Annotated in this window: 11 protein-coding genes; 9 read left to right on the top strand and 2 right to left on the bottom strand. The window is 58.2% G+C overall.

What is annotated here, in order from left to right:
- The first annotated feature begins 74 nt into the window (after positions 1-74).
- The 4 genes from HMPREF2651_RS04145 to HMPREF2651_RS04130 all read left to right on the top strand — a co-directional run bounded on the left by HMPREF2651_RS04145 (position 75) and on the right by HMPREF2651_RS04130 (position 4,984).
- Positions 75-1,313 carry a hydrogenase small subunit gene (locus tag HMPREF2651_RS04145; RefSeq protein WP_038627876.1) on the top strand — a complete coding sequence of 413 codons (1,239 nt, stop codon included), beginning with the start codon at positions 75-77 and terminating at the stop codon, positions 1,311-1,313.
- An 11-nt stretch (positions 1,314-1,324) separates the two neighbouring features.
- The gene (locus tag HMPREF2651_RS04140; protein WP_049182278.1) at positions 1,325-3,073 is read left to right on the top strand and encodes a nickel-dependent hydrogenase large subunit; all 1,749 of its coding nucleotides are present in this window, start codon (positions 1,325-1,327) and stop codon (positions 3,071-3,073) included.
- Positions 3,070-4,338, top strand: coding sequence for a Ni/Fe-hydrogenase, b-type cytochrome subunit (cybH, locus tag HMPREF2651_RS04135; RefSeq protein ID WP_049182276.1), 1,269 nt, complete (start codon positions 3,070-3,072; stop codon positions 4,336-4,338). Before HMPREF2651_RS04140 ends, cybH begins: the two co-directional genes overlap by 4 nt.
- A 61-nt stretch (positions 4,339-4,399) precedes the next feature.
- Positions 4,400-4,984 (top strand): hydrogenase maturation protease, encoded by a 585-nt coding sequence (locus HMPREF2651_RS04130; RefSeq protein ID WP_049182354.1) that lies wholly within the window; start codon positions 4,400-4,402, stop codon positions 4,982-4,984.
- On the opposite strand, the gene HMPREF2651_RS04125 is transcribed toward HMPREF2651_RS04130, so the two are convergent.
- Complete coding sequence (locus HMPREF2651_RS04125) at positions 4,981-5,340, bottom strand: hydrogenase maturation nickel metallochaperone HypA/HybF (RefSeq protein WP_187271236.1); 360 nt, start codon at positions 5,338-5,340, stop codon at positions 4,981-4,983. The genes HMPREF2651_RS04130 and HMPREF2651_RS04125 overlap by 4 nt on opposite strands.
- A 40-nt stretch (positions 5,341-5,380) precedes the next feature.
- On the opposite strand from HMPREF2651_RS04125, the gene HMPREF2651_RS04120 reads away from it, so the two are divergent.
- Positions 5,381-6,736: a nickel-dependent hydrogenase large subunit gene (locus HMPREF2651_RS04120; RefSeq protein ID WP_049182275.1), complete on the top strand. Its 1,356-nt coding sequence runs from the start codon at positions 5,381-5,383 to the stop codon at positions 6,734-6,736.
- Positions 6,737-6,740: 4 nt separating this feature from the next.
- Entirely contained in the window at positions 6,741-7,001 is a 261-nt protein-coding gene (locus HMPREF2651_RS04115) for a HypC/HybG/HupF family hydrogenase formation chaperone (protein WP_038627884.1), read from the top strand.
- On the opposite strand, the gene HMPREF2651_RS04110 is transcribed toward HMPREF2651_RS04115, so the two are convergent.
- Entirely contained in the window at positions 6,998-8,632 is a 1,635-nt protein-coding gene (locus HMPREF2651_RS04110; protein WP_371199666.1) for an LCP family protein, read from the bottom strand. The genes HMPREF2651_RS04115 and HMPREF2651_RS04110 overlap by 4 nt on opposite strands.
- 168 nt (positions 8,633-8,800) lie before the next feature.
- Here HMPREF2651_RS04110 and rfbD point away from each other — a divergent pair, with 168 nt between their 5' ends.
- From rfbD to HMPREF2651_RS04095, 3 genes are read left to right on the top strand one after another with little or no spacing between them, the layout of a single operon-like run.
- Complete coding sequence (gene rfbD / locus HMPREF2651_RS04105; RefSeq protein WP_049182274.1) at positions 8,801-9,775, top strand: dTDP-4-dehydrorhamnose reductase; 975 nt, start codon at positions 8,801-8,803, stop codon at positions 9,773-9,775.
- An 11-nt stretch (positions 9,776-9,786) separates the two neighbouring features.
- On the top strand, positions 9,787-10,710 hold the full coding sequence (locus HMPREF2651_RS04100) for a glycosyltransferase family 2 protein (protein ID WP_049182273.1): 924 nt from the start codon (positions 9,787-9,789) through the stop codon (positions 10,708-10,710).
- 41 nt (positions 10,711-10,751) lie between these two features.
- A complete protein-coding gene (locus HMPREF2651_RS04095; RefSeq protein WP_038627889.1) occupies positions 10,752-11,909 on the top strand; it encodes a mannose-1-phosphate guanylyltransferase in 1,158 nt (385 codons plus the stop codon).
- Positions 11,910-12,137: the final 228 nt, after the last annotated feature.

Below are 12,137 nucleotides of genomic sequence, written 5' to 3'. Positions count from 1 at the left end.
GGCAATGGGCCTGGGTAGTTGTAAAACCTCGAAACCAATATTCCTAATAACTAAGCAGAAGGCGCAGCGAAAAAATGATTAGTGGCGCGAATTGGCAGGAAGGCACCCTCGGCGACAACCTCGCTAGAGCTGGTGTCTCACGGCGCAGTTTCATGAAGTTTTGTGGCACCATGGCGGCAATTTTTGCCGCGGGAACTCCGAATGTCGGTGAGGCCGCGGCGCAGTCGCTGACTCCCTCGGCGGAGGAAATCGCAGACAAGCTCTCAGCTGTAAAGAAGCCGAAGGTGGCTTGGTTGCAATTGCAGGAGTGCACCGGATGTATGGAATCCGTATTGCGTTCCGGAGGCACTACTGCTGAAGACGTGGTGCTGAACTTAGTTTCGATGGACTATAACGAGCTGCTCATGGCGCCGTCCGGGCACGCGGCCGAAAAGGCTTTGGATGACATGAATGCCGAGGACCACATTCTGGTGGTCAATGGCTCGATCCCGACCGGCGAGCACGGTGCGTATTGCACCATCGGCGGTAAGTCGGCAGAACAAGTGCTGCTCGAGGCTGCTGAGAAGGCCACGGCAATCCTGGCCGTTGGTGCCTGTGCTGTCTGGGGTTCTGTTCAGGCCGCTAAGCCGAATCCGACCGGCGCTAAGGGCGTCGATGAGATTATCAAGGACAAGCCGGTGATTAATGTCTCTGGTTGTCCGCCGATTGGTGAGGTTATTACCGCCACTCTGACGTACGTGCTCACTTATGGCAAGACTCCGGAGGTTGACGCTGAGGGGCGGCCAAAGTTTGCCTACGACCAGCGTATTCACGACTCCTGTCCGCGCCGCGCACATTATGATGCCGGTCAGTTCGTGAAAACCTTCGATGACGAGGGTGCACGCAACGGCTGGTGCCTTTACGAGGTCGGCTGTAAGGGGCCATCCACGTTTAGCCCATGCCCAATCGTGCAGTGGAACCTTAAGTCTGGCTGGCCAATTGGTGCTGGTCACCCATGTATTGGCTGTACTGAGAAGGACTTCTTCGACCAGTTCACTCCGTTCTATGACAAGCTGCCGGGTATCCCGGGTATTGGGGTGGAGTCCAGTGTGAACAAGGTCGGCGTTGGACTGCTGGCTGCTACTGCTGCGGGTACCGCGGTCCATGGCGGACTTACATTGGTGAAGGAACTGAAGATAAGGCGCTCCAACGGCGAAGAAAAGGTGTTGGCTGCGTTTGGTGGTGTGGAAGGCCGGAAGCCTCCGATGGTCGACCTTCCTTCAAACTCACCGGGCACGCAGAGTGAGACAGCATCCGATTCGAAGGACAACTAAGGGCATAGGACATGGCTACGGAAAAAGTTGTAATTGACCCGATTACCCGAATCGAGGGACACCTTCGCATTGAGCTGGAACGCGAGGGAGCCCAGATTAAAACCGCGTGGAGTGAGACCACTCAGTTCCGCGGCATCGAAACCATTGTGAAAAACCGCGATCCTCGCGATGTCTGGGCGTTCGTTGGTCGTATCTGTGGTGTGTGCACGGGTACCCACTCGGTGGCATCTATTGCTGCGGTCGAAGATGCCATTGGCTCGACACCGCCCCCGCAGGCACGTCGTATTCGCGACCTGGTGATTGGCTCGCAGGAGATTCACGACCACGTCGTGCACTTCTACCATCTTCACGGGTTGGACTGGATTGATGTCACGAAGGCTCTCGAGGCAGATCCGAAGAAGACCGTTGAGTTCGCGCAGTCGATCGGCTCGACGTGGAAGGGCAATAACGAAGAAACCTTCGCCCGAGTCAAGGACACCGTGCAGGGCATTGTGGACTCCGGCCAGCTGTCCATCTTCACCGGCGGCTACTGGGGGCATGAGGACTACCGCTTGCCGCCCGAGGCCAACCTGATGGCAGTGTCGCACTACCTCGACGCCTTGGCTTTCCAGCGCTCTATCATCCGCATTAACACCGTATTTGGCGGTAAGAATCCCCACCCGAACTTCCTGGTCGGAGGTATGGCGTGCTCCATAGACCCGGAACGCTCGGAGACGGTCAACCAAGTCGGCATTGACCAGATCAAGTCCTGGATCGATGAGATCGTGGAGTTCGTCAATGACTGCTTCTACCCAGATGCAGTCGCCATTATGAGCGTTTACAAGGATTACTTCGACATCGGTCGCTCCTCCGACAGCTTCCTGGCGGTCGGCATGGCCGGTGCCACTTACTCCGGCGACCCGGCTAAGTCCCGTGTCCAGACCGTGCATCCAAACATCAAGCCCGGTGTCATTCTCGACGGTGATTACACCAAGCTCCACCCATTCCAGCCGGAGAAGATCGAGGAATTCATTAACTCCGCCTGGTACACGCAGGAAGCAGGCGACGATGTCGGCCTCAAGCCGTACGACGGTGAAACCACAGTGAACTACACCGGACCGAAACCGCCGTACGAGTGGCTGTCCGACAATGAAAAGTACACCTGGTCGAAAGCGCCGCGTTACGACGGTCGCGCTGTTCAAGTCGGCCCGGTTGCACGTGTGCTGTTGGCGTACCTGCAGAAGGAGTCGGAGACGGTGCGCCTGGTCGACGAGGTTATGGACAAGCTCGACCTACGCATTGAGCAGATGAACTCCACTGCGGGACGCACCTACGCTCGTGCCGTGGAATCTGTGACTACCGCCAATTACTTGGCAGATCACATTTTCCCAGAGTTCGTTGAGGCCTTGAAGAACGGCGATATTGATGTCTTCGACAACAGCCGTTGGGAGCCGTCCTCGTGGCCGGAAAAGTGCCAGGGCGTGGGCTTTCTCGAGGTCGCTCGTGGCATGCTCAGCCACTGGGTCAAAATCGAAAATGGCAAGGTGACCAACTACCAAGCCGTGGTTCCTACCACGTGGCTGGCCGGTGGCCGTGACCCCAAGGGGCAGCTTGGCCCGTACGAGCACGCGCTGGCTGGCGATGGCACGCATCCGCTGGTCGATCCTGAGCAGCCGCTTGAGCCACTTCGCACGATTCATTCCTTCGACCCATGTATGGCCTGCGCAGTCCATGTTTTGGATCCGTCTGGTCAGGAGATGTTTAAGGTGACGACGGCATGACCCCCTCAGTGAGTGAAAATCCGGAACTGCGACTAAAGGATTCCAAGGGCAACCCCCTGGTTATTGCGGTTATTGACGCACACACCAGCCACTGGTTGTCGCCATCTGAGGTCATTCAGGCCGCAGCAATTGTCCCGGACGAGTCCCGCGATCCTGTCGACCTTGCGCTGAAGGTCAGCTTGCGTCGTCGTCGTGACGATCTTTTCCACCTCGACGGCACGCCACTGATGAAATTGACCCCGGATTCGTACGATCCGGCAACACCGGATCGCCGTTACTCCATCGCTAAGGTGCACGGTCTCAATATCGCCGATCAAACGGTCGATGTGGCAATCATGCGTGGTGAACTGGACTCAGTCGTAGAGGCATCCACGATGTCCCGCGAGGAAGGTGTTCTACTTCGTCGTAACGCGAACATGCACCATGGCCGCGGTCATCGCAGCATGGGGGTCGCTCTCGCGCCCATTGACAAAGACGGAAATATCATCGGAGAGTTCATCTTCGAAGGATTCGTGGCAATGGGGCTGCGGAAACTCGACGAGGCCATTGCGGAGAACAAGAAGGGTTCCGGTTCGTGGGTCGAGGTTCACCTGTGGGGATGGGCGCTGCGCGTTCAACATTGGTTGAACCTGGCGCTGATGTTGGTGATGACCTTTACCGGCTGGTACATCATGCAGCCCTATTTGACCGAGCGTACTTATGACGGTTCGGCGGCGGGATTCGCGATGGGATATGTCCGTTTCGCGCACTTTTTAGCCGGATTCCTATGGATTGCGGTGGGATTGTGGCGTGTCATTCTGTTGTTTGTCACCCACGACCGACAAACACGATGGCGTGCGCTATGGCCGATTTATAACAAGCAGGATGTTAAAGACCTCTGGCACACGATGCAGTACTACCTCTTCCTGCGCAAGGAAGGGCCGTTTTACTTCGCGCACAATCCGCTGCAGCAGCTGGCGTACACCGGCATTTACGCGATGTGTTTCATCCAGATGCTCACAGGTTTGTCGCTATACGCGATGATGGATCAGTCCAACTGGTTCTTCCAGCTGTTGGCTATGCCCACGCACTGGATTGGCATCGGTTACTTCCGCCTGATTCACACAATCATCATGTACCTGATTTGGCTCTTCGCCGTCATTCACGTTTACCTGGTCATCCGCTCCGATGCGGTGCACAATCACGGTGGTCTGTCCTCGATGATTGGTGGCTCTGTCTGGCTACCGCGCGGCACGCAACCGGTTGACTCTCCACGCATTGGATAGGAGATCATTGGGTAACGATAAGGCGTCCGACGCAGTCACCGGCGCCGATACTGGAACCCCGTTGGTGACGGTTCTTGGCATCGGCAACCCCGTCATGGGCGACGACGGCATTGGTCTCGAACTGCTGAGGCGCCTCGCCCCGGAACTGGAATCTGCAGGCATGAGGCAGGCAACTCAGGCCGGAGATTCTGCGCATTTGGTCTGGTCGCCCTCTAATCTCGATGATCCTGCGAACATCGCCGGGCGAGGGGACGAATGGACGGGTGCGGTTGCCTACATCGATGGCGGCACCTGCGGTATGGAGTTGCTGCCCATCGTGCAGGAGGCCAAGAACTTATTGTTGCTCGATGCTCTCGCTGGTCCGGGGGATCCCGGTACCGTCGTTAAGCTCGTCGGTGACCAGATTCCTCGACTATTGGCGGCAAAGCTGTCCGCGCACCAGGTCGGCTTGTTGGATTTGCTCACCGCGGCGCGCCTGTTGGGGCAGGAGCCTGCGCGCGTCGGTGTGGTGGGAGTGGTCTACGAGTCGGCTGACATGGTGGTGGGGCTCAGTGACACGGCACTTGTCGGCATTGAGGAAGCGACTGAGGTTGCGCGCGAGCTCATCGACAGCTGGCTTGCCGACGAGCACGACAGCGGCGTCTAACTCTCGCCCTCAGCGTTGACCTCAATACTGGAGATTTCAAACTCGCGACCGTGCCGTAGATCCGCAGTTGGAGTGCCGCAGACGGGGCAGGTTAGAGCATAGAATTCATCGATTTCATGCTCGGCCTCGCAGGTGGGACAGTAGACCGTCGACACAATGAGCTCGGCGTCTAACTCGGCGCCCTCACACTGCGTCGCGGCACTGGCCACGGGCCACGCGGCGATGAGGGAATCGTAGACGACTCCGGAGCGGTCGCCCACACGCATTGACACCTTTGTCACGGTGCGCCCCGGGCAGACCTCGGCAATCTTTTCCACCACGCTGGTCAACAATCCAAGCTCATGCACAGATACCATTATGGCGAAGCACTCAGCGCAAAGGAGGCGCAGGCGGACCATGTCATCCAAATCCGTTCCGGTTACCCAGCACATCCAGCTCGATGAGCTTGTTGACCCATTCGAGGCACGACTGGATGTCTATCGCGATGACAACGGCGCCATCACACAGGTGGCCTTCGACCTTTCAGGGCTACCGCGTATCGACGGGATGCTCGTGGGCAAGCAGGCGCTGGCTGTACCAGATATCACCAAGAGGCTGTGTGGCCTGTGCCCGGTTGTGCATCATCTTGCAGGCGTGCGGGCGGTAGAGGACCTCTACGGGATCTCCGACATTCCTCGAACCGCACAGTTGATTCGAGAGCTGCTGGCGGCCGGGTCGACCTTGGATAATCTAGCGACCAAATTTGTAGCCGTCGACCGCGAGGGGGCGCGGGCAATGAAGCGTGCCGGAAAAGCTCTGATGCGTGCAGCGGGGGCACCGTCGCACTTCCCGGATGTCGCCGTCCCCGGCGGTGTGCGCGCGACAGTGGATAAGACGCTGGTTTCTGAGGCAGAAACTGCTCTGGAGGTACTGGCTGAGACGGCGGTAATCAAGGAAGTGGAGCTTCTTCCCACTCCCGATGCTCCTGATGCTTGGACAGATACTTTTGACGGCCTCGATGTGGCAGTTGTCGATGCCGACGGTGAGCTTGCGCCGCTGGGAAATTACCTGGCAGTCGCGCGGCATGACACCGATACCGCGGCGGAGATTTTCCCGGCTGCTGATTGGCCCACACGTGTTCGTGAATCCCGTCCGGGCGATGCCGCTCCCAGACCGGTGTTTGATGCCTCGAAGCAGCTGGGCAAACATGGCTGTGAAGGTCAGCGGGCCGATTTCTACCGGGTGGGGCCGGTCTCCAGGCAGGTTGTCGTCGATAAGCGTGGGGTGAGCCCACGCGACGCCCAACGCCAGCTCCTCGCCGACACCGCGGCTTGGGCGAGGCGGGTGCTTGCCGACGGGGAACTGCTCGGCGAGCATGTGTGCGATCCGAATGCCGCGACAGCGATTGAGAACGCTGACTTTGAAGGGCATCGCAGTGGTGTCGGGATTATTGACGGTCCGCGTGGGCTGTTAGTACATCGCTATACGGCAGGGGCTGACGGCATCATCACGGATTGTCAGATTATGACGCCAACTGCGCAGAATGAACTCTGGCTGACGCGTATGCTCACCGCGCAGATGTGCGGTGGCGGGGAGACTGCGGGGGTCGAGAAGTCCATCTGGGCCGCTGATCCGTGCTTACCGTGTAGCTCGGCACCTGCGGGAGTGATGACATTCAAGATGCAGGAACATGCCGGTGCACCTGCGGACAATATGACAACGGATAGCCGTAGTTCGGCGGATGCCCCGACCGTAGTGGAGAGGACGAAGTAACACGATGTGTCTTGGAATTCCTGCCAAGGTTTTGGCAATCGCCGATGGTCCACTGCCGATGGCGATGGTGGATATGGCGGGGCAGAAGCGGCAATGCTCGGCAATGTACGTGCCTGAGCTGGTGGTAGGTGATTGGGTGTTCGTCCAGAACGGGTTCATCATGAACGTGCTGGACGAACAGGAGGCCAAGGACTCCTTAGCCGCAATTGAGGAATATAACCTCATCGAACATGTCGCTGAGGTCTCCCCGAAGAGACGGACCTAGTTCACGCAGGTCACGCCAGCGGCGTCGATAGCGGGGCGATCTTCCTGCGGAATTTCGCCGCCCTCTTGGCCGATGATGTCGCCATTGGAACCATCTTCGACGTCAGGTGCGGGTTCGGCACTCTCGCCCGAATCAGTGTCCATTCCCTCTGATGTCAATCCTGGGCCGTCGTAGTCACCGGCAATCGTCACTGAGATGTGGTGCGGATCGAGGTATGGATCGTGGACAATCGGTACGCCACCGAGTGCTTCAGAAATGGCCTGAGCTGCCGGATCCTCTGGGTCAGCCGCATTGATCTGGCTGGAGGCAACGCCGGCGAACTCAGCGTTGCCGACCTCTCCCTGGGTGTAGCCCTTTTCCGTTAAGAAACCTGAGACGCCGCTGGCCAAACCTTCAATGCCTGTGGCGTTGTAAACGCTGACTGTAGTTTCAGCCGCGTTGGGGTCAGCCTTCTTATCGTCTTCTTCCTTCGTCGGAGCTTCTTCTTCCTTGGTGCCCAGCAGGGTCTCGAAGTACTGGTGGACTTGGCCCTTATCGATTGTGACCACCGACTCGCCATAGTCGCCGACACCGTCAATCGAGGTCACCGGGATCGTTTCAAACTTCACGTTGCCACCACTGAGGCCCTGCATCTGGGTAGCAAATCCGGTGACATCCCAGTTGTCGTCGAGCACCACCGAGCGCTGGACAGCGTTGCCCAGTTCAGACAGCTTCGCGGGATTGGACAGTGTGCCAGCGCCGAGCAGCTTATTGGTGAACGAGGCCATGAAGACCTGCTGGCGAGTAATTCGGTCGAGGTCACCGCGGGGCAGACCGTGGCGCTGGCGGACGAATGACAGCGCGTCGGCACCCATCAACGTCTGTGAGCCCGCCGGGAAGTCCGCACCAGAGAACTCGTCGTAAACAGCCTCATTCAGACATACATCGACACCACCGATGGCATCGGTGAGCAGGACAAAGCCGAGCAGGCCAACTTCTGCGTAGTGGTCAACGGTGATACCGCTGAGGTCGCTAATGGTTTCAATCAGAGCTCTACGTCCGGCCTCAGTCGAGCGACGCTCAATCTCATCCGGCGAAGCCCCGCTTCCTGCGAGTTCCTCTTCCACCATCTGCTTTGTATTGCCGTAGACACCATTAATCTTTGTGTTGCCTAGGCGATTGGTGTGGACATAGGTATCGCGCGGAATGGAAATCGCCGTCGCGGAAGAGCCATCGGCAGGAACACGAATCACAATAATCGTGTCTGTATTCGTGGCTTCTTCGTCGCCGGCACGCAGAAGCTCAATTTCTTCCGGAGTCAGCGGGTTGCCCTGGGCATCGGTGCGGGAGTCTGAGCCGACGAGCAGAATATCGGTTGCACCGTCCTTCTCACTGCCCAGGCCGAAGTCGCCACCCGAACCCAAGTTGTCGGTGGTCCTACCGAGTGTCCACCAGCCAACTGCGGAAATAACCAGGATAATGGCCGAGAGCAGTACAAGCGCATTGCGCAGCATCGGCGGCCAAGCTTGGGCGGTACTCTCTGCAGAGGACGGTGGCGCTTGAATATCGCGTGCGTGACGCGCGCGTGGCGTGTGGCTGCTCAAACCGGGGCTCCTCTTAAACCGTTTTCGAAAATATAATTTGTGCTGCATGTCTGCGTGGGCATTCCACACATCGTGGAGGGCAGTAAGCAGCTGCGGAAACTACATAAACCTTAGCCGTCCAACCGTGTGCGGTTGCACCTCAACACAGTGTCAATCCGTATCCGGTTACACCTCAACACAGTGTCAATCGTATCTACGATAGTGATAAAGAAGAATATGTCTGAAATATCAGTCTCGCATTTCGCCACTCATGGACCAACCCACAGCAACTCGCGGCGTCCCATTATTGTCATAACTGGTGCGGCTGGACAGCTGGGTACTGCGCTTCAGCGTGATTCTTTCGCCGCCGATGTTGAGGTGCGCCCTCTCACTCGGGCACAGTTGGATATCACTGATTCGGATGCTGTGGAGACATCGCCTCTGCTTGACGACGTCGACATCATCATTAACGCGGCAGCGGCGACCGATGTCGATGGTGCAGAATCCGATCCCGGTTCGGCACATCTAATCAATGCACTCGGACCGAAGTACTTGGCGGCTCGGGCGAAAAAGGAAGACGCGTATCTCATTCATATCTCCACCGACTATGTCTTCGGTGATGTAGCAATCGATGAGATGACGGGGCAGCGCCGAGCGCTGCGAGTTGATGATTTCACCGCGCCTCAGACTATGTACGGACGTACCAAGTTAGTGGGGGAGAACAATGTGCGTGATTCGGGCGCGCGTTCCGCTATTTTGCGTACGGCGTGGGTCTGGTCGGGGCCCACACAGCCAGAGGCCAAGGACTTCGTCTCCACGATGATGCGTCTGGCGGAGACGGCGACTGATGACAAGGGCAATCCGGCAATTATTAAGGTCGTTGACGATCAGCACGGCAACCCCACCTTTGTTGGTGACCTCGCCGGAGCTATCTGGGAGTTGTCCGATCGCGTGTTGTCCAAACCGAGCAGCGCACCGACCGGCACCTTCCATGTCACGGGCAGCGGTGAGTCAACATGGTTCGAGGTGGCTCGCGAAGTGTTTCGGCTCACCGGTCACGATCCACAGCGTGTGGTGGCGTGTACCAGCAGTGAGTTCCCTCGTCCGGCCCTGCGTCCGGCCTGGTCCGTGTTGGATGGTTCCGCATGGAGTGAGGTAGGTCTACATTCGCTTCCGGAGTGGCAGGACACTTTGCGTGCAGTCCTGACCTAGGGTCTAGGTTTGTGAATGCAACCTCGAATTCCCCGCAATCCTCACAGCTTCCGCTCGGTGTGGTCACCGTGACCTTTTCGCCCGGTGAGCACCTGAGCAAGCTGGTGGATTCGCTGGGCCCCGCCGCCAGTGCCTCCACGCGTCTGATCATGGCCGACAACGGCTCGACGGATGGTTCCGTGGAGAAGGAAGAAGCTCGGGCCAAGGAGACCGGAGCTGATGTTCAGCTTCTGCGCACCGGCGGCAACATTGGCTATGGCGCGGCCGCCAACCGTGGCATTGCGGAGCTGGGACGGGCTCGCCGTGCCGGTGAGATTAATCCTGATTACGTCATGCTGGTCAACCCTGACGTGGTGTTTGCCCCTGGCGCAATCGATGTTCTGTTGGAATGCGCGCAGCGCAATCCCAAAGCCGGAGCGATTGGTCCGCTGATTCGCGAGGCGGATGGCAGCGTGTACCCGTCGGCACGCGCGGTTCCTGAGCTTGTCAGTGGTATCGGACACGCGCTGCTCGCCGATATCTGGCCTACTAACCCTTTCTCACGGCGCTACCGGGATGACGCGGATATGGATCGCGAGCGACCGGCCGGCTGGTTGTCGGGCGCATGCCTGCTGCTGCGATGGGATGCGTTCGACCAGATTGATGGCTTTGATACCCGCTACTTCATGTACATGGAGGACGTGGATTTGGGCGACCGACTGGGCAAGGCTGGTTGGAGGAATATTTTCTGTCCTCGTGCAGAGATTCGTCACGCGCAGGGGCATTCTGCCAGTAAGCACCCAGAAATTACCGTAAAGGCCCATCACGAGTCGGCCTACCGCTTTATGTCAGATCGCCTGCCGGGGCCGGCGCTGGCACCTGTGCGACTGGCATTGCGTTTGGGGCTATTCCTGCGTGGCAAAGTCATAATCGCGGTCAAAAAGCGTAGGAATTAATTGACTGTTGGAATGATCCATCGAAGAAAGTTACCGATTTCATGACTACCGAAGTTCGTCCGAGTGCTGGGCATGGCTCCGCTTTCCAGCCGGGAGCGGATGCTGCACAGCAGGCGGGAGCCACGTTGGCTGAACAGACTGACGCTGTCATTCTGGTCGGCGGGCAAGGTACGCGTTTGCGTCCCCTTACTGTGAATACGCCGAAGCCGATGCTGCCCACGGCAGGACATCCATTCCTGGAGCATCTGCTTGGCCGCATTCGTGCAGCAGGTATGAAGCACGTGATATTGGGCACCTCCTACCGTGCTGAAGTATTTGAAGAACACTTCGGCGACGGTTCGGATTTGGGTCTCGAAATTGAATATGTCTTTGAGGCTGAGCCGCTGGGGACCGGTGGCGGTATCCGAAACGTCCTCGACAAGCTGCGCTATGACACCGCGATGATTTTCAACGGCGATGTCCTCGGCGGCACCGACTTGCGCGCGGTGTTGGGTACTCACGCGGAGAAGGACGCGGACGTCACGATGCACCTCGTACGTGTGCCGGATCCACGCGCGTTCGGCTGTGTTCCGACCGATGAGGATGGGCGCGTCCTGGAGTTTCTGGAGAAGACCCAGGATCCGCCAACCGATCAGATTAATGCCGGTATCTACGTGTTCCGCCGCGAGATTATCGAATCGATTCCGGCTGGTCGTCCTATTAGCGTTGAGCGTGAAATCTTCCCAGCGCTGCTCGACCGCGGTATGAACGTCTACGGTCACGTTGATTACGCCTACTGGCGTGACATGGGGACTCCGGGTGACTTCGTCCGCGGCTCCTCCGATTTGGTCCGCGGTATCGCGCCGTCACCACTTCTAGAGGGTAAGCACGGCGAAGCGCTTGTCGACGAATCTGCGTCGGTCGGTGGCGGCGCTCTTCTCTACGGTGGCTCTGTCGTCGGCCGTGGGGCGGAGATTGGTGCGGGAGCTCGGATTGATCAATCGGTGATCTTCGACGGCGCACGCATCGGTGCCGGTGCTGTGATTGAGCGCTCTGTGATTGCCGATGGCGCCGATATTGGCCCGCGGACGGTCATCAGTGATGCCATTATCGGCGAGGGTGCCGTCGTTGGTGCGCGCTGTGAATTGATCAACGGTATCCGTGTGTGGCCGGGCGTCCGGATCCCCGATCACGGAGTACGTTTTTCGACGGATGTCTAGTCTGCAGCCTTCGGCGTGTCAGACTTTTGTCGGCAATATCTGATTAGAATTGCCGGAGTATCGCCAAAGTTGCTGGTGAGAGGCATGTGGTGAATGTGGTTGAGTTCAGGTGGCAGGTTTAGGGTTCAGGCACCATCCTTCAACCTGAACTTAATCCCCAACGCGGGGGGAGGGGCTTCAGGGGCAATGAAAAGTATTGGGGCAAATTCTCTATTCGGCTTGACCGAT

This window comes from Corynebacterium sp. HMSC063A05, from assembly GCF_001809695.1.
In the GTDB taxonomy this organism is placed as follows: domain Bacteria; phylum Actinomycetota; class Actinomycetes; order Mycobacteriales; family Mycobacteriaceae; genus Corynebacterium; species Corynebacterium amycolatum.
Note: the sequence above shows the minus strand (reverse complement) of the source record. Positions and strands in the feature narration are given on the sequence as shown.